General features: G+C 60.1%; 18 protein-coding genes. 9 read left to right on the top strand and 9 right to left on the bottom strand.

Features of this window, described 5'->3' with window-relative positions; all coding sequences use genetic code 11:
• Window positions 1-156: 156 nt before the first annotated feature.
• Together KGA81_RS18785 and trmA are read left to right on the top strand one after the other, a co-directional pair.
• Window positions 157-1,452: an NCS2 family permease gene (locus KGA81_RS18785; protein ID WP_007990905.1), complete on the top strand. Its 1,296-nt coding sequence runs from the start codon at window positions 157-159 to the stop codon at window positions 1,450-1,452.
• Window positions 1,449-2,528 (top strand): tRNA (uridine(54)-C5)-methyltransferase TrmA, encoded by a 1,080-nt coding sequence (gene trmA / locus KGA81_RS18780; RefSeq protein ID WP_223547655.1) that lies wholly within the window; start codon window positions 1,449-1,451, stop codon window positions 2,526-2,528. The genes KGA81_RS18785 and trmA overlap by 4 nt, the downstream gene beginning before the upstream one ends.
• 56 nt (window positions 2,529-2,584) lie before the next feature.
• On the opposite strand, the gene KGA81_RS18775 is transcribed toward trmA, so the two are convergent.
• On the bottom strand, window positions 2,585-3,031 hold the full coding sequence (locus KGA81_RS18775) for a DUF2442 domain-containing protein (RefSeq protein WP_223547654.1): 447 nt from the start codon (window positions 3,029-3,031) through the stop codon (window positions 2,585-2,587).
• Complete coding sequence (locus KGA81_RS18770) at window positions 3,028-3,456, bottom strand: DUF4160 domain-containing protein (protein ID WP_223547653.1); 429 nt, start codon at window positions 3,454-3,456, stop codon at window positions 3,028-3,030. Before KGA81_RS18770 ends, KGA81_RS18775 begins: the two co-directional genes overlap by 4 nt.
• A 226-nt stretch (window positions 3,457-3,682) precedes the next feature.
• On the opposite strand from KGA81_RS18770, the gene KGA81_RS18765 reads away from it, so the two are divergent.
• The 3 genes from KGA81_RS18765 (at window position 3,683) to KGA81_RS18755 (ending at window position 6,035) form a co-directional block, all read left to right on the top strand.
• Complete coding sequence (locus KGA81_RS18765) at window positions 3,683-4,594, top strand: LysR family transcriptional regulator (protein ID WP_223547652.1); 912 nt, start codon at window positions 3,683-3,685, stop codon at window positions 4,592-4,594.
• A gap of 140 nt (window positions 4,595-4,734) precedes the next feature.
• Window positions 4,735-5,175 carry a type II 3-dehydroquinate dehydratase gene (gene aroQ / locus KGA81_RS18760; RefSeq protein ID WP_223547651.1) on the top strand — a complete coding sequence of 147 codons (441 nt, stop codon included), beginning with the start codon at window positions 4,735-4,737 and terminating at the stop codon, window positions 5,173-5,175.
• 5 nt (window positions 5,176-5,180) lie between these two features.
• Complete coding sequence (locus tag KGA81_RS18755; RefSeq protein ID WP_223547650.1) at window positions 5,181-6,035, top strand: shikimate dehydrogenase; 855 nt, start codon at window positions 5,181-5,183, stop codon at window positions 6,033-6,035.
• Window positions 6,036-6,172: 137 nt separating this feature from the next.
• Here the strand turns inward: KGA81_RS18755 and KGA81_RS18750 are convergent, their stop codons facing one another.
• Both KGA81_RS18750 and quiC read right to left on the bottom strand, forming a co-directional pair.
• Complete coding sequence (locus KGA81_RS18750; protein WP_223547649.1) at window positions 6,173-6,850, bottom strand: TetR/AcrR family transcriptional regulator; 678 nt, start codon at window positions 6,848-6,850, stop codon at window positions 6,173-6,175.
• 102 nt (window positions 6,851-6,952) lie between these two features.
• Window positions 6,953-8,854 (bottom strand): 3-dehydroshikimate dehydratase QuiC, encoded by a 1,902-nt coding sequence (gene quiC, locus KGA81_RS18745; RefSeq protein WP_223547648.1) that lies wholly within the window; start codon window positions 8,852-8,854, stop codon window positions 6,953-6,955.
• A 269-nt stretch (window positions 8,855-9,123) separates the two neighbouring features.
• Between quiC and KGA81_RS18740 the strand changes: the two genes are divergently transcribed.
• Complete coding sequence (locus KGA81_RS18740; RefSeq protein ID WP_223547647.1) at window positions 9,124-10,461, top strand: MFS transporter; 1,338 nt, start codon at window positions 9,124-9,126, stop codon at window positions 10,459-10,461.
• 52 nt (window positions 10,462-10,513) lie between these two features.
• Here the strand turns inward: KGA81_RS18740 and KGA81_RS18735 are convergent, their stop codons facing one another.
• Together KGA81_RS18735 and KGA81_RS18730 are read right to left on the bottom strand one after the other, a co-directional pair.
• Window positions 10,514-11,398, bottom strand: a complete 885-nt coding sequence (locus KGA81_RS18735) for a DMT family transporter (protein ID WP_223547646.1) — start codon at window positions 11,396-11,398, stop codon at window positions 10,514-10,516.
• A 123-nt stretch (window positions 11,399-11,521) separates the two neighbouring features.
• A complete protein-coding gene (locus KGA81_RS18730; protein WP_223547645.1) occupies window positions 11,522-12,298 on the bottom strand; it encodes an IclR family transcriptional regulator in 777 nt (258 codons plus the stop codon).
• Between the two features lie 166 nt (window positions 12,299-12,464).
• Here KGA81_RS18730 and KGA81_RS18725 point away from each other — a divergent pair, with 166 nt between their 5' ends.
• Together KGA81_RS18725 and KGA81_RS18720 are read left to right on the top strand one after the other, a co-directional pair.
• Window positions 12,465-13,358, top strand: a complete 894-nt coding sequence (locus tag KGA81_RS18725) for a neutral zinc metallopeptidase (protein ID WP_223547644.1) — start codon at window positions 12,465-12,467, stop codon at window positions 13,356-13,358.
• Window positions 13,359-14,318, top strand: a complete 960-nt coding sequence (locus KGA81_RS18720; RefSeq protein ID WP_223547643.1) for an alpha/beta fold hydrolase — start codon at window positions 13,359-13,361, stop codon at window positions 14,316-14,318.
• A gap of 50 nt (window positions 14,319-14,368) precedes the next feature.
• On the opposite strand, the gene KGA81_RS18715 is transcribed toward KGA81_RS18720, so the two are convergent.
• The 3 genes from KGA81_RS18715 to KGA81_RS18705 all read right to left on the bottom strand — a co-directional run bounded on the left by KGA81_RS18715 (window position 14,369) and on the right by KGA81_RS18705 (window position 16,502).
• Entirely contained in the window at window positions 14,369-14,962 is a 594-nt protein-coding gene (locus tag KGA81_RS18715) for an HAD family hydrolase (RefSeq protein ID WP_223547642.1), read from the bottom strand.
• Entirely contained in the window at window positions 14,959-15,828 is an 870-nt protein-coding gene (gene tesB, locus KGA81_RS18710) for an acyl-CoA thioesterase II (RefSeq protein ID WP_223547641.1), read from the bottom strand. Before tesB ends, KGA81_RS18715 begins: the two co-directional genes overlap by 4 nt.
• 104 nt (window positions 15,829-15,932) lie before the next feature.
• Window positions 15,933-16,502, bottom strand: coding sequence for a GNAT family N-acetyltransferase (locus KGA81_RS18705; RefSeq protein WP_223547640.1), 570 nt, complete (start codon window positions 16,500-16,502; stop codon window positions 15,933-15,935).
• 79 nt (window positions 16,503-16,581) lie between these two features.
• Between KGA81_RS18705 and KGA81_RS18700 the strand changes: the two genes are divergently transcribed.
• A complete protein-coding gene (locus KGA81_RS18700) occupies window positions 16,582-17,502 on the top strand; it encodes a histone deacetylase (protein WP_223547639.1) in 921 nt (306 codons plus the stop codon).
• Window positions 17,503-17,766: the final 264 nt, after the last annotated feature.

The following is a 17,766-nucleotide window of genomic DNA, read 5'->3' as shown; positions in this document are numbered from 1 at the left end:
ACGACGATCACCGCCATAAGCAGCCATATCCCCAAGCTACTGGTATGATGCGCGGCTTTTTCCGGCCCACAGTAATTTCCAGGCGCGTTCTGCGGCCTGTGCTTTGCTGTTGAGGTCGATACATTCACGGCGCCCGGCGCGCCACGGGGAGCAGACATGCTGGAAAGGCTGTTTCAACTCAAGGCACACAACACCAACGTGCGGACCGAGATTCTGGCGGGTCTCACGACCTTTTTGGCCATGGCCTACATTCTGTTCGTCAACCCGAGCATCCTCGGCGAGACCGGCATGGACAAGGGCGCAGTGTTTGTCGCCACCTGTCTGGCAGCCGCCATCGGCTCGACGACCATGGGCCTGATCGCCAATTACCCGATCGCCCTGGCACCGGGCATGGGCCTGAACGCCTTCTTCACCTACACCGTGGTCCTGCACATGGGCCACACCTGGCAAGTGGCACTGGGCGCGGTGTTCATCTCGGCAGTGTGTTTCTTTCTGCTGTCGATCTTCCGCATCCGTGAATGGATCATCAACAGCATCCCGCTACCGCTGCGCTCGGCGATTGCTGCCGGTATCGGCCTGTTCCTGGCACTGATCGCCCTGCACAACGCCGGTATCGTGGTCAGTAACCCGGCGACCATGGTCGGCCTCGGCGACCTGAAACAACCGGCGCCGATCCTCGCTACCCTCGGTTTTGCCCTGATCGTCGCCCTCGAAGCCCTTGCCGTGCGCGGTGCGGTGCTGATCGGCATTCTGGTGGTGACCATCGTTTCGATCGTGATGGGCTTCACCCCGTTCGGCGGCGTGATGTCGATGCCGCCGTCCCTGGCCCCGACCTTCCTGCAACTGGACATCAAGGGCGCACTGGACATCGGTCTGGTCAGCGTGATCTTCGCCTTCCTGTTCGTCGATCTGTTCGATAACTCCGGCACTCTGATCGGCGTCGCCAAGCGCGCCGGATTGATGCGCAAGGACGGTCATATGCCGAAAATGGGCCGTGCACTGATCGCCGACAGCACTGCAGCCATGGCCGGTTCCCTGCTGGGCACCTCGACCACCACCAGCTACATCGAGTCCGCTGCCGGTGTGAGTGCCGGTGGACGCACCGGCCTGACCGCCATCGTGGTAGCGATCCTGTTCCTGCTGGCGCTGTTTTTCTCGCCACTGGCCGCCAGCGTTCCAGCCTTCGCCACTGCACCGGCCCTGCTGTTCGTCGCCGTGTTGATGACATCCGGACTGGCCGAAATAGACTGGGACGACATCACCGTCGCCGCACCGGTGGTAATCACCGCGCTGGCGATGCCGTTTACTTATTCCATCGCCAATGGCATCGCCTTCGGTTTCATTTCCTGGACTGCCATCAAGCTGATGTCCGGTCGTGGCCGTGAGCTGAACCCGGCGCTGGTGATCCTGTCGATTCTGTTCGTGATCAAGCTGGGTTGGTTCAACGCATGACTTTTGATTCCCAGGCCTACGCCGTTCAGCTCGAAGAAAAGGTCACGCGTTTGCGTGACCTGCTGGCCCCGTTCGATGCACCCGAGCCAGCCGTTTTCGATTCGCCGCTGCAAAACTTCCGCCTGCGCGCCGAGTTCCGCCTGTGGCGCGAGGCCGGCGAGCGTCATTACGCGATGTTTTCCCAGGAAGACAAACGCACGCCAATCCTGATCGAAGAGTTCCCGATTGCCGGCCTGCGCATCAACCAGTTGATGCCGCAGCTCAAGGCAGCGTGGCAAGCCAGTGCGGCCCTGAGCCACAAGCTGTTCCAGGTAGAGTTCCTGACCACCCTGGCCGGCGACGCGATGATCACCCTGTGCTATCACCGCCCGCTGGACGAGCACTGGCATGCGGCGGCGTCGAAACTGGCAGCGGACCTGAACGTCAGCATCATCGGCCGCTCCAAGGGCAAACGCGAAGTCATCGGTCACGATTACGTGGTCGAGAAGCTGGACGTCGGCGGTCGCACTTTCAGCTACCGCCAGCCCGAAGGCGCCTTCACCCAGCCCAACGGCACGGTGAACCAGAAGATGCTCAACTGGGCGTACGATGCGCTTGGCGATCGCTCCGATGATTTGCTGGAGCTGTATTGCGGCAACGGCAACTTCACCCTGCCGCTCGCCACCCGCGTGCGCAAAGTGCTGGCCACCGAAATCAGCAAGACCTCGGTCAACGCGGCGCTGAGCAATCTCAGCGAAAACGCTGTGGATAACGTCACCCTGGTACGATTGTCCGCCGAAGAGCTGACCGAAGCCTTGAACGAAGTGCGTCCGTTTCGCCGCCTGCACGGCATCGACCTCAAAAGCTACGAGTTCGGCAGCGTGTTCGTCGACCCGCCTCGCGCCGGCATGGACCCGGATACCTGCGAACTGACCCGGCGCTTCGACAACATCCTGTACATCTCCTGCAATCCGCAGACCTTGGCAGCCAACATCGCCCAACTGCACGACACCCACCGCATCACCCGATGCGCGATGTTCGACCAGTTCCCGTGGACCCATCACATGGAATCCGGGGTGATGCTGACCCGGCGTTGATGGTTCCTGCCAGGCACAAAAAAGCCGTCTTCAAGACGGCTTTTTTGTGGGCACACTTACACGACAACATCGACCTTGCGCGGGCGCCCGCCTTTCCTGCCGTTGGCCCGCGCAGCTTCAGACTTTGCGGCGCTGCTCTGACGGCCATTGCGCGAAGCGACGACCGACGCAGCCATAGCCATCAGCGGCTTGCTCGCAGAAATCATCCCGGCGATAGATACATGCAGGTCCTTGCCTTCATGGCACAGGGCAGTCCCCCCGTAGCCGACAGTCAGGCTGGTGTAGTCCCCGCCCTCAAAATCATCGAACTCCGGATAGTTGGCCACGGGCAACAATACGCCGCTGCCGTCTTCGAAGCTGACGGCCAGACAGGGGGCCAGGTAGGTAACCGCTGTCGCTTGCAGGCTATTTTTTCTACGTAATTCGCCACGTTCAATGGCTTTGTCCAGGCTGCTTTCCGTTACGGGACTATCAGCCTGAACTTTGGCTTTTATCGTTTTCATAACTCGATCTCCACACTCTCCTGTGCGCCTATCAGGGACAGCAACGTCCTGTTCGATTCAGGTTCATAGCAAGCTGATCCAATCATATTGGTGGTACTGACAACCCTTTTCACCACAACGACTTCGTTGCTTTGCCAGTCCCACAATTGATTATCAAGACAGGCCGTTTGCAATTTTCGCCACCAGATGCCCCGGGCGCGCCGCAAATGGGCAGGTTGCTGGAGCGATTGACGCAATCCCTCAAGCACCGCCAACGGTGGCCGACGCGAAAGCGGAACTACATCCCAGAGCTCGACACCGTTGTGCCAAAAACTGAACCTGAATCTCGCACTCCACGTACCCGCCTCCACATGCGCATGAGGCGGACAATGCTCGTCTCGCAACATGATCACTACTGACAGTCCTTTGTGATTGCATATCTTCATGCTAACCCATCCGTTAGGTTAATGAATCCGAGGATTCGACATTCCCTGGAAAATCCGACCGCTGGCATTGGCAGAGGAGTCACTTCTTCCGTCCTCAGGCTAGCGTCCTCGCGTCATCCGGCCCTGCCGAGCACCAAGCGAAATGGTAAGAAATCCTTTCATTACGGCGCTGGCACCTGATAAATACTGATCCAGCTTCTTCATTTGATCCCCGGTGTAATCAATCATGCAGCGACAATTCGACGACCTTCAGTTGGGCAGCATCGAGCTGTTTTGCCTTGCGGCCGAGGCCGGCAGTTTTACTGCCGCGGCGCTGGTGGCGGGCGTCACACCCGCTGCCGTGAGCCGCTCGGTGTCGCGCATGGAAGAACGCCTGGGTGTGCGCCTGTTTGCGCGCACCACCCGCAGCGTGAAGCTGACCGACAGTGGTCGCCGCTATTACGAGGAGTGCCGCCTGGCCCTTGCACAACTGGTCGAGGCCCAGCGTGAGGTGATGGGCCAACAGCAAGTGCCATCCGGTACCTTGCGCATCAGTATTCCGACCACCTACGCGCATCATCGAATCCTGCCTTTGTTGCCCGAATTTCGGGCGCGCTATCCGGCAGTGAAGGTCGAGTCGCACATCAGCAATCGCAACATCGATTTCGTCGGCGAAGGCTACGACATGGCGATTCGTGTACGAGCCATCCCGGACTCCGGCCTGATCGCCCGACAGCTGGAAGATGCCGCTCTGGTGTTGATCGCAAGCCCTGACTACCTGAAACGGGCCGGCACTCCGCAAACCCTCGACGACCTCGAAAACCACGAATGCATTCAGTACGAATTGCCCAGCAGCGGCCGGCGCATTGCCTGGTTGTTCAACGATGAAGGCGTGCCTCGGGAGATTCTGGCCGAGGGCAACCTCAGTTGTTCCGATGATGTACTGGGCGGTGTGACCCTGGCCAAGCACGGGGCGGGGTTGTTTCAGACCTATCGTTTTATCGTGGAAAAGGAACTGGCCGCCGGCTCGCTGGTGGAAGTGCTCAAACCCTATGGCGGGCGCTCGCGGCCATTCACGCTGCTTTACCCGCAAAGTCGTCACGTGCCGCTGCGCTTGAGGGCGTTCATTGATTTTCTGGTGGAGCATTTGCCGCGCTGAACAGCGAAAGTGTCCGATCATCGCCCACAAACCGTCAGCGAGCCGTCTCTTCAATTGACCGAATTAACTAGTTAGTACAATTTATCTCCACAGGCCGAAAACCTCGGCCGATTCCAAAAATAATAAGTGGAGAGATTCTGATGCCCCCCATCGTTCTGGTGCTCAACGGCCCGAACCTGAACCTGCTCGGCACCCGTGAACCGGCGACTTACGGCCACGAAACCCTGGCAGACATCTCGGCCCTGTGCGCACGCGCCGCCGAAGATTTCGGCCTGGCAGTGGAGTTTCGCCAGACCAACCATGAAGGCGAATTGCTCGACTGGATTCACGCCGCCCGTGGCCGCTGCGCCGGGATCGTCATCAATCCTGCCGCGTGGACCCACACCTCGGTCGCCATCCGCGACGCCTTGGTCGCCAGCGAACTGCCAGTCATCGAAGTCCACCTGTCCAACGTGCATGCCCGCGAGCCCTTTCGCCACCACTCGTTCGTCTCCGCCATCGCGACTGCGGTGATGGCTGGTTTTGGCAGTCACGGCTATCGCCTGGCGCTGGAACACTTCAGCCATCGTTTGAAGGGGTGATCGCCGTGACTCAGAACAACGTGATACTGGCCGGGCTGATCGGCGCTGGCATCCTGGCTTCCCGCACACCGGCCTTGCACGAGCATGAAGGTGATGCCCAGGGGCTGCGCTACCTGTATCGCCTGATTGATCTCGATCAGTTGAAACTCGACAGCAACGCCCTGCCCGAGCTGTTGATGGCTGCCGAGCGCATGAACTTCACCGGGCTGAACATCACTTTTCCTTGCAAGCAGGCGATCATCCCGCTGCTCGACGAACTCTCGCCGCAAGCTCGCGGTATAGGCGCGGTCAACACCGTGGTACTCAAGGATGGCAAACGCATCGGCCACAACACCGACTGCCTGGGTTTTGCCGAGGGTTTTCGCCGGGGCTTGAAGGGCGTTGCCGTTGAACGTGTCGTACAGATGGGTGCCGGTGGCGCAGGTGCGGCGGTGGCCCACGCGTTATTGAGTGAAGGCGTACAACAGCTGAGCATTTTTGACGTGGACATCCGCCGCGCCCAGGATCTGGCCGACAACCTCAATCAGCATTTCGGCGTCGGGCGAGCGGTGGCCGGGTATGACTTGCCTAGCGCCATGGCCCTGGCTGACGGTCTGGTGAACACCACGCCGATGGGCATGAAAAAACTGCCGGGCATGCCGGTGCCGGCCGCGTTGCTGCGGGGCGAATTGTGGGTGGCGGAGATCGTTTACTTCCCGCTGGAAACCGAACTGCTGCGCCACGCCCGCGCCCTCGGTTGCCGAACGCTGGATGGCGGCAACATGGCGGTGTTTCAGGCGGTCAAGGCGTTCGAGCTGTTCAGCGGCGTGGTACCGGATGCCCAGCGGATGCTTGAGCATTTCCAGAGCATGAATGGCTAAAGCGGCAATCTTGCCGATTCGTAGGAGCCGGCTTGCTGGCGAAACGGGCGATGCGGTGTATCAGGCAGGCCGCCTTCGCTGGCAAGCCAGCTCCTACAGTGTGTTGTGTGTGTTGGGAGCCGGCACAACGCTGTGCATCAGGCGTGCAGGTAGCGCAACACCGACTCGCAAATCATCTCACGATGACGCTGCTTGATGCGCTCGTCCGGCAAGTCGATCTGGAAAATCTCACCCACGGTATGGCGGTTCGAAACGCGATAGAAGCAGAACGAACTGATCAGCAGATGCACATCCAGCGGCACCAGGCCAGCGCGGAAGACACCCTCTTCAACGCCACGACGCAGAATCACATCGAGGGAATCGAGAACGGTGTTGTTCATCGCCCTGATCGCCTCGGAATGCTTCACGTACTCGGCGTTGTGAATGTTCTCGATACTGACGATGCGCACAAAATCGACGTTGCGATCATGGTGATCGAAGGTGAATTCAACCATCCGCCGAATGGCTTCCACCGGAGGCAGTTCGGTCAGGTGCAGGCGGCTTTCGGTGTTGCGGATATCGCCGTAAAGCTTCTCCAGCACCTCGACGTAGAGCTGTTCCTTACTGCCGAAGTAGTAATAGATCATGCGTTTGGAGGTATGGATGCGCTCGGCGATGGCATCGACACGAGCCCCGGAAAGCCCCTGCTGGACGAATTCGACAATCGCCTCCTGCAGGATGTTTTCGCGGGTCTTTTCCGGGTTGTTCTTGCGACTCTTGCGCGGCTCGGCACCCGGTTCGGCGGAGGCTGCGGGGAGTTCTGAGGTCATTGTCATTGCGGGCTCACGGCCATCACTGCACAGGCTGGCGATTATGGGCCGCGCGACACAGCGAAGGAAGCCGCACAGCCCACGTTTAATCCAGCGTTTACCAATTCCCTACAACTTCGCCTGGCGCAATGCGCCGCTACGGGATTTGGCCATGGCCGCCAGCCGCACCGCGACGTTGGCCGCGCCGTAACCGGCATAACCGTTTTTACGCTGGATGATCTCGAAGAAGAATCGCCCCTCGAACGGCTCGGTGTACACATGAAACAGTTCACCGCCCTGGGCGTCGCGGTCGTACAACACGTTGTAGTAGGCCAGTTCACTGAGGAACTCATCGTCGAAATCGAACCGCGCCGCCAGGTCATCGTAGTAGTTGAGCGGAATATCCAGCAGCGGCACGCCCGCCTCTTTTGCACGGCTGACCTGGGCAAAGATGTCATCACAATCAAACGCGATGTGATGCACACCGGAGCCGCGATAACTCGACAGCGCGTGTGAGATCGCAGTGTTGCGGTTCTCGGAAATGTTCAGTGGCAGGCGGATCGAACTGTCGCGACTGCGCAAGGCACGGCTCTTCACCAGACCATAAGGATCGGGCAATACGACTTCATCGTCCGCCTCGAAATCCAGCAAGCCCTTGTAGAACAGCACCCAGCTGTCGAGGCTGTCGGCCGGGAGCGCCATGGCCATGTGGTCGATGCGTTTGAGGCCACCGCTGGCCGCCGCTTGCGGGTACAGATTGAAGTCGGTGCCGTAGACGTCGGCATCCTGATCCACCAGATAGATCAGGCTGCCATCCGGCGCACGCACCGCCGCCAGTTCCAGTTCATTGGGGCCAACCAGCCCGCGATATGGCTGGCCCTTGTAGGCCACTGCCCGGGCCAAGGCACTTGCGCTGTCCTTGACCCGCACGGCAGTCGCGCACAACGAAGGGCCGTGAGCTTCGAAAAAGCTGTGACCGAAAGAGTAAGGCTCGGAGTTGAGGATCAGGTTGATATCGCCCTGGCGCAGCAGGCTGACGCTCTTGGAGCGATGCTGCCCGGCCTTGACGAAACCCAGTCGCTCCAGCCAATGGGCGAGCTTGGCGCCGAGGCTTTCATCCACGGCGAACTCGAGAAACTCAATGCCGTTGTACTGGCTGGCCTTTGGCGTTTCGAACAAAATCTCAGGGCAGGCCATTGGCTTGGCCTCCTGCGCCAGACGCTCACGGGTTTTCTCTTCCAGGTACAACAACGAGCGCAAGCCGTCAGCGGCGTTGGCTCGTGGCGGCGCGGCGCGGAAGCCGTCGTTGAAGATTTCCAGCGACAATGGCCCGGTGTACCCGCTCTTGATGATCGGCGCGAGGAATCCCGGCAAATCGAATTCGCCCTGCCCCGGGAAGCAACGAAAATGCCGACTCCACTCCAGCACGTCCATGGCCAGGATCGGCGCGTCGGCCATCTGCACAAAGAAGATCTTGTCGCCCGGAATCTCGGCGATTGCACTTGGGTCGCCCTTGAGCGACAGGGTGTGAAAGCTGTCCAGTAACACGCCGAGGCTGGGGTGATCGGCCTGCCGCACGATGTTCCACACCTGTTGCCAGGTGTTCACATGCCGGCCCCAGGCCAGCGCTTCGTAACCGATGCGCAGGCCTCGTGCCCCGGCGCGTTCGGCCAGCAGGCGCAAGTCATCGACCAGAATCCGTTCATCACCGATGGACTCGGCCGAGGCGTTGCTGCACACCAGCACCAGGTCAGTGCCCAGCTCCTGCATCAGGTCGAACTTGCGCTCGGCACGTTCCAGATTGCGCGACAACCGATCACGCCGACAGCCTTCGAAATCACGGAATGGTTGAAACAGGGTGATGGCGATCCCGAGATCGGCGCACATCTGTTTAATTTCCCGTGGACTACCGTCGTAGTAGAGAAGGTCGTTCTCGAAAATCTCGACACCGTCGAACCCGGCGGCAGCAATGGCTTCGAGTTTTTCCGGCAGGGTACCGCTCAAGGATACGGTGGCAATGGAACGCTGCATATTTCGGCTCCCGGTGGAGGCTTCGGCTACAGGGAATTTGCGCCGCTTTTAAAAGAGTGAGCGGATTATTGAGCCGGGTTGTCCATTGGGCAATTTAAAGTGTACTACCCAGTTAGTTTTGTGTTCGATTATCGAACAAAATGGCCGTAGGCGAATTGACGATTTTTTGTCCACTGCCCAACATCCGTCCTCACATTAAGTCCGGACACGCAGCACCGGTCGCGATGTCCAAAACACCAAATAACAAATTCAAAAAACGGGTGGTACACATGATTCCTTCCCAAAGCTCTCGCATGGCTACGGCCATGAACGTCACTGCCGGTAGCATCGGCGACAAAATCCGCGGCGCCATGGCGGTCGGCAAAACCCGTTGGGGTATGCTGGCGCTGGTGTTTTTCGCCACCACCCTGAACTACATCGACCGCGCCGCCCTGGGCGTGATGCAGCCCATCCTGGCCAAGGAGATGAGCTGGACGGCGATGGATTACGCCAACATCAACTTCTGGTTCCAGGTGGGTTACGCCATCGGGTTCGTGCTGCAGGGCCGGTTGATCGACCGGGTCGGCGTCAAGCGCGTGTTCTTCTGTGCCGTACTGCTCTGGAGCCTGGCGACCGGCGCCCACGGCCTGGCCACTTCGGCGGTCGGCTTCATGGTCTGTCGCTTCATTCTCGGCCTGACTGAAGCCGCGAACTACCCGGCTTGCGTGAAAACCACGCGCCTGTGGTTCCCGGCCGGCGAGCGCGCCGTGGCCACCGGCATTTTCAATGCCGGCACCAACGTCGGTGCGATGTTCACACCGATGCTGTTGCCACTGATCCTGCACGTCTGGGGCTGGCAAGCCGCGTTCCTGTGCATGTCGGCACTGGGCGGGATCTGGCTGCTGTTCTGGGGCCTGAAGTACTTCAACCCGGAAGATCACCCGAGCGTCAAACAGTCGGAACTGGACTACATTCAGCACGAAGCCGAGCCGGAACAAAGCCGCGTACCCTTCTCGAAAATCCTGCGCATGCGTGGCACCTGGGCCTTCGCCCTCGCCTACTCGATCACAGCGCCAGTGTTCTGGTTCTACCTGTACTGGCTGCCGCCGTTCCTCAACCAGCAATACAACCTGGGCATCAACGTCACCCAGATGGGTATCCCGCTGATCATCATCTACCTCACTGCCGACTTCGGTAGCGTTGGCGGTGGCATTCTCTCCTCGTTCCTGATCGGTCGCGGAGTCAACCCGATCAAGGCGCGATTGATGTCCATGTTCCTGTTCGCCTGCTGCATCATCGGCGTGATCATGGCGGCCGGCTCCAGCAACCTGTGGGTCGCGGTGTTCGCCATCTCCCTGGCCATCGGCGCACACCAGGCCTGGACTGCGAACATCTGGAGCCTGGTGATGGACTACACGCCCAAGCACATGATGAGTACGGTGTTCGGCTTCGGCGGCATGTGTGCGGCGATTGGCGGGATGTTCATGACCCAACTGGTCGGCCACATTCTGACCATCACCAACAACAATTACACCGTGCTGTTCACCATGATTCCGGCGATGTATTTCATTGCGCTGACCTGGATGTACTTCATGGCACCGCGCAAGATTCCGACCGTCACTGACTAAGGTTCGGCGCAAAAACCCTGTGAGAGCGGGCTTGCCCGCTCTCACAGGGGTTTTAGCGACGGCTTTGTTGCCAGGCCGCTGCCAACCCGCTGCAGCAGATAACGGCAATGCCGAGCACGGTGGTCAGTGTCGGCGTATGGGAAAACAGCAGCCAGCCCAGCAGACCGGCGAAGATGATCTGGCAATAGCTGAACGGTGCCAGCAGTGCCGGTGCCGCGAGGCGGAAAGCCTGAGTCAGGAACAGGTGTGCCGTCATTCCGCAAGCCCCCAGCGCCAGCATCATCGCGCCATGCATCAGGTTCGGCGTTTGCCAGAAGAACGGCACCAGCGCACTCATCACCAGCGTGTTGCACAAACCGGCGAAGAAATTGCTGGTGGTCGGGCTGTCAATCTCGCTGAGCTTGCGTGTCAGCAGTTGATAGAAACAGAAAAACAGCGCCGAGCAGAACGGCAGCAACACCGCTGGGGTAAACAGATCACCACCGGGGTGAACGATGATCAGCACTCCGCTGAAACCGAAAATCACCGCCAGCCATTGCCCCCGTGTCACTCGCTCCTTCAGCAGCGGCACCGATAACGCGGTGACCAGCACCGGAGCCAGGAAGTTGACCGACGTAGCCTCGGCCAGCGGGATGTACATCAAGCCTGTGGTGAAAAACAGACTGGTACCCAGCAGGCACAGCGCCCGGATCAACTGAAGCAATGGCCGTTTGGTACGCAGCACTCGCAGCCCGGATTGCGGCAGGAAAATCCCTGCCATCAGCAAAGTGTGTACCACGTAACGCGCCCAGACCACCATGACAATGGGATAGAAACCCGAGAGATATTTGGAAAAGGCGTCGTGGGTGGAAAACAGGAAGGTCGCGACAACAATCAGCAGGATCCCTTTGAAGGGCTGATTGACGCCGGAAAGCGGAGTACTGCTGGGCGACGTCAAAATGAAGTCCTTTTATGGGTTGAGGCGAGATCTGAATAATTTAGAACCCGGTTCCACTTTATGACATCAATGACTCAAGAAAGTGTGCGGATACCGCACACTCTATTCAAGCAGACATCACGCTCAACTGAACAACTCTGACGCCTGGCTCGCCAGCGAAAGCTCTTCGGCGTACTTCAACAAGGTCGACGCCAAATCATGCAATCGCGCACCGGGCATTCGCGCGCTTGGCCCGGCAATACTGAGCACGCCGATGACCCGGCCATCCAGTGGATGACGGACCACGGCGGCAATCGCCGAGGTGCCCACCGCCGAACTTTCCTCGACCCAGGCGTAGCCTTGCTCGCGCGCCAGACGCAAGCGTTCCAGCAGTTCAATATTCGAACGCGGTGCATTAGGCCCGATGTCCCGAGGCAATTCGGCCCCTTGCCGCTCGACCAGCGACAGCGCCTCGGCATCGCTCATGCACGCCAGCCACGCATGCCCGGAAGCCGTGTAGGACAATGGCGCATCACGCCCCATGTCCGGATCGTAGCGCAGGCCCGAGCGGGCACCCTGGGACTTGGCGATCCAGACGGGCCGTTCACCCTGAATCACCCCCAGACGCACCAGTTCACCGGTTTCCCCGGCCAGTCGGTCAAGCACCGGCTGAACGATATCCGCACCGCTGCCGGACAGGTATCGAAAGCCCATGGCCACCAGTTTGGTCGACAGGTGATAGCGCAGGTTGTCCGGATTCTGGCGCACGTAACCCAGGCGAATCAGTTCGGCGAGCAACCGATGAGTCGCGCTTTTCGGGATTTCCAATTGCTCGGCCAACGTCTGCATCGGCAAACCCTGCGGTTCACCGGTCAGGCTTTCCAGTACGCTGAAGACACGCTCGATCTGACTGCCAGCCATGGTAGGTCTCAAACAAAATTTGGCTGATTCTAGAAGAGAAGCCCCACGAAGCAAAATTTGGAACCAGTCGCCCAACCGATAGTCTGACGACCGGACTGGCGTCGCTCCCACTTGGCAGCAACACTCATCGCACGGAGCGTTACCCGGAACAGAAGAGGATTCCCACATGCTATGGAAAAAAGGCCGACGCAGCGACAACGTGGTCGACGCCCGTGGTGATGATGTCGGCAGTGGCGGCGGTGGGATGCGCTTGGGCGGTGGCAAGGGCCTGAGCCTGACAGCAATCCTCCTGATCGTTGGCATCGGCTGGATCACCGGCCAGGATCCGCTGCAAATCCTCGGACAACTGGCCGGGCAAATGGACCAGCAATCAGCACCCGCCACCCACCAGAGTCGCCGGGCACCGCCGGTCAATGATGAAAGCGCGGAGTTCGTGCGTTCGATCCTGGGCGATACCGAAGACACCTGGGGTGCGATTTTCCAGCAGGCTGGCCGCCAATACAAAGACCCGACCCTGGTGCTGTTCAGCAACCGCGTGAATTCGGCCTGCGGCCTGGCCACCTCGGCGACCGGCCCGTTCTATTGCCCGGCGGACCAGAAAGTCTATCTGGACATGGCGTTCTTCCAGGAAATGTCCCAACGCTTTTCCGCCGCGGGCGACTTCGCCCAGGCCTACGTGATCGCTCACGAAGTCGGACACCACGTGCAGACCTTGCTCGGGGTATCCGCGAAAATTCAGGCAGCGCGCCAGCAGGGTCGGCAGATGGAGGGCGACGGCGGCTTGCTGGTTCGCCAGGAACTTCAGGCCGATTGCCTGGCCGGCGTCTGGGCCAACAATGCGCAGAAGCGCCTGAACTGGCTGGAACCGGGCGACATCGAAGAAGCATTGAACGCAGCGAACGCCATCGGTGACGATCGTTTGCAGCAACAGGGTCAGGGCCGCGTGGTCCCGGACTCGTTCACCCACGGTACGTCGGCGCAACGGGTGCGCTGGTTCAAAACCGGTTTCGCCCAAGGCCAGGTAAGCCAGTGCGATACCTTTGCGACGAAAAATCTGTAAATGAAAAATTGGTTGTTGGCTGTACTGATCGTTAGCGCAGGTGCCCAGGCTGCAGAACATGGCGTCAAGGAACTCAGTTCCGGGCGCCTGCTGTTGAATTCAGGTGAAATGGCGGTGGGCATCAGCCCCGCCCCGGCAAAAATCGAACGGGTGTTGATCCTTCTCCACGGGCGCTTGCGCAATGCGCAAACGTATCTGCAAAGCGGTGAACACGCCGCCGAACTGGCCGGACAGAGCGCCACGACACTGGTGATTGCCCCGCAGTTTCTCAATGAAACCGACGTTGCGGTCCATCCGGTGGCCGACACGGTTTTGCGTTGGCAAGGCAATGAGTGGATGGCCGGTGGCGAATCCACAGCGCCGTTTCGGCTGAGCTCCTACGCCGCGCTCGACGAAATCATCGCCCGCCTGGGTGACCGTCAGCAGTTTCCGGATGTGAAGCAAATTGTCATCGCCGGGCACTCCGGCGGCGCGCAGGTGGTTCAGCGCTATGCATTGCTCGGTCACGCGCAGTCCGGACTCGATGCAGCAGGCGTGCAGGTGCGCTATGTGATCGCCAATCCGTCCTCCTACGCTTATTTCGATGAGCGCCGGCCCGTGGCGTTCAGCCACGCCGGTTGCCCGAATTTCAATCGCTGGAAGTACGGGCTGGCGGATTTACCGGCCTACGCCGAAGGACAAACCGCTGCGCAGCTGCAGGAAAATTACCTCAAGCGTGAAGTCGTTTATCTGCTGGGGCAACAGGACACCGACCCGAATCATCCGGCGCTGGACAAGAGCTGTGAGGCCAAGGCGCAAGGACCGTATCGATTGGCCCGCGGGCGCTTTTACTTTGATTATCTGAAGCGGCTGCAACCGCAGGGTTTGAAGCAGCAGCTGGTTGAAGTACCCGGGGTCGGGCATAACGGCGACGGAATGTTTACATCGCCGGAGGGGCAGAAGGCTTTGTTTGGGCAGTAGGTTTTGCAGTGCTTGATCTGACGATGGCGATTTAGCAGGCGACAAATTCTTCAAGCCAACAGCATCTGCCGCAACTCGACACAATCCGCCGCATGCCAATCGGTCAATTCCGGCCATGGATTATCCGGCAGATTCACCAGCACCGTGCGTGCACCGGCCGCTCGCCCGCAATCGAGATCAAAGCGGTAATCACCGACCATCACCATCTCGCTCGCCGGCACCTTCCATGCCTCGGCCAGTTTCAGCAGCCCGCCCGGATGCGGTTTGGGCGGTGCATCATCGCGGCCCAACACATCCGCCAGCGCAAAGCAGTCGGCCAGGCCAATGGCCTCCAGCGTGACATGCGCCAGCTCCCGGGCATTGCGCGTGAGGATGCCCAGGCGATAACCGCGCCCGGCCAGCTCGCGCACCAGCTCCACCGCGCCCGGGGCCGGTTGCGAACCGAGGGCCAGGTCCCGCTCATGCTCCAGCAGCCACGCATGTTTGGCTGCGGCTTCATCGGCCGGCAGTGCGGCGAGGTGAGTCAGGATGTCGTGTCCGGCAGGGATCGCCAACGCCACGCGAATCGCCGCGAAGTCGTGCACGGCAACCGTCAGGGTACCGTCCATGTCGAACACCCAGTGACGCACATCGGCCAGGCTCATGCCCAGTCCTTGCGATGACGGATCAAGCCTTCCTGGGTGACCGAGGCCACCAGTTGCCCGGCGCGGTTGTACACGCTGCCACGGGAGAATCCCCGGGAGTTGCCGGCCCACGGGCTGTCCATCGCATAGAGCAACCAGTCATCGGCACGCAGATTCTGGTGGAACCACAGCGCGTGATCGAGGCTGGCGACCTGCATGTCCTTGTGCCATACCGATTTGCCGTGGGGCTGCATCGAGGTGACCAACAGACCGAAATCCGATGCATAGGCCAGCAGGTATTTATGCAGCGCCGGCGAATCGGCCAGCGCCCCGTCGGCGCGGAACCAGACGTACTTGACCGGGTCGGACGGCTGCGGGTTGTAGGGATCTTTCTCGGTCACCGGGCGGAATTCGATCGGCTTGGGGCACAACAGCTTTTCGCGCATTTTTTCGGGGATCAGATGCGCGCGTTGCTGGGTGATTTCCAGCTCCGAGGGTAGATTTTCCGGGCCGACCACGACCGGCATTTCGCTCTGGTGCTCAAAGCCTTCTTCGTCGTACTGGAACGACGCACTGCACGTGAAGATCGGGTGGCCCTTCTGAATCGCCGTCACCCGGCGCGTACTGAAACTGCCACCGTCACGCACCCGGTCAACCTGATACACCACCGGCAACCCGGCATCGCCCGGACGCAGGAAATAGCCGTGCATCGAATGCACATGGCGCGCCTCTTCAACCGTCTGACTGGCCGCCGACAGCGACTGGCCGAGCACCTGCCCACCAAACAACTGGCGAAAACCCAGATCCTGGCTGCGGCCACGGAACAGGTTCTCTTCGATCGGCTCCAGGGTCAGCAGGTCGACCAGATCATCCAACACTTGGCTCATTCAGATGCTCCTCACGCAAAACATTGCCGTGCAGCCTTGGCTGCAACGGTCGATTCAGTTTCTGGACCGGGCCCATGAAGGCCATTGTAAACGTCCGTGCCAGGTTATCCATGCAAGGTTTGCAGCCATTGTTCCCGGTTGATGCGATACAGCACATGCCGACGCAACGGATGATCAGCCTCAAGTCGCGGATGATCGAAGTCATCCACCGGATCATGGTGCATGCCGATGGCCTGCATGACTTTCTCTGACGGTAGATTGGTGTGCGTCGTGAAGGCCACGACCTCTTTCAACGGCAAGCGGTCGAACCCACAGCGCAGAGCGGTCCACGCCGCTTCACTGGCGTAACCGAGGCCCCAGTGCTCGCGGGCCAGGCGCCAGCCGATTTCCGTGGCCGGAGTAAACGGTGCGTCGAAACCGACCACGCCAAGCCCGGTAAACCCGATGAACTGGCCAGAGTCTTTTCGCTGCAAGGCCCAGAGACCATAACCATGCTCGGCGAAATGACCACGGATTCGCCCGATCAATGATGCGCTTTCCAGCCGACTCAAGGTTGCCGGGAAATAGCGCATCACCTGCGGATCGGCACACATCGCCGCAAAGCCCGCTAAATCTTCATCGCGCCACTGGCGCAACAGCAGCCGAGCGCTTTCAAGCTCCAGTATTGGCTCCATCGTGCCCCGCCCCTCCATTTCAATGTCGCAAGTCTACAACGCTGGTAGGATCCTTCTCTCATTCCTGAATGAAGTCATCATGCCGCTGCCGCTGATTTATCACGAAGACTACAGTCCCGAGTTTCCGGCGGACCACCGCTTCCCCATGGACAAGTTCCGCTTGTTGCGCGACCACCTGGTGGACAGCGGCCTGACCTGCGACGCCGACCTGCTGCGTCCGCAACTGTGTCCTGCGGACATTCTCGCCCTCGCCCATGACCCTTCGTATATCGAACGCTACATGAGTGGCGAATTGTCCCGCGAAGACCAGCGCCGCCTCGGCTTGCCCTGGAGCGAAGCCCTGGCCCGGCGCACGGTGCGGGCGGTCGGCGGCTCGTTGCTCGCCGCCGAGCAGGCGCTGGAGCATGGCCTGGCCTGTCACCTGGCGGGCGGCACCCACCACGCGCACTACGACTACCCGGCCGGGTTCTGCATCTTCAATGACCTGGCAGTGATCAGCCATTACCTGCTGGAAAGTGGACGGGTGAACCGGGTGCTGATCTTCGATTGCGACGTGCATCAGGGCGACGGGACTGCACGAATTCTGCACAACACCCCGGAAGCAGTGACCGTTTCCCTGCACTGCGAGAAGAATTTTCCCGCACGCAAGGCCGAAAGCGACTGGGACATTGCGCTGCCCAACGGCATGGGCGATGCCGACTACCTGAAGGTCGTGGACGATGCACTCAATTACCTGCTGCCGCTCTACCAACCGGACCTGGTGCTGTATGACGCCGGGGTCGATGTGCATAAGGACGATGCCCTGGGTTATCTGCAGCTGACCGACGAAGGCGTCGCTGCCCGTGATGAAAGCGTGATGCGCCATTGCCTGGGCCGCGACATTCCTCTGGTCGGGGTGATCGGCGGCGGCTACAGCAAGGACCGCCAGGCCCTGGCCCGCCGTCACGGCATCCTCCATCACAGCGCGCAGCGCGTCTGGCAGTCATCAGGCTGTCACTGAACTGTGGATGCTTTACCCACAATGCCTGTGGAACTGCCTGTGGATAACCTGAGTGAAAGGGCCGGCAGCCCGCACTACGTATAGGCTACAGAATGATGGTTGTTTTTTAACCAGCATTAGAAAACACCACCGAACCCTGATTGGGTGGAGGCAACGGGCTTGCGCCCGTTACCCCTCCCACACCACCGGACGTGCGGTTTTCCGCATCCGGCGGTTGAACAGCTCAGCAAGGGGCTGAGGCGAAGTCCTGCGGCGTCCACAGTC

It is taken from the genome of Pseudomonas sp. A-B-19 (genome assembly GCF_019947515.1).
In the GTDB taxonomy this organism is placed as follows: domain Bacteria; phylum Pseudomonadota; class Gammaproteobacteria; order Pseudomonadales; family Pseudomonadaceae; genus Aquipseudomonas.
Note: the sequence above shows the minus strand (reverse complement) of the source record. Positions and strands in the feature narration are given on the sequence as shown.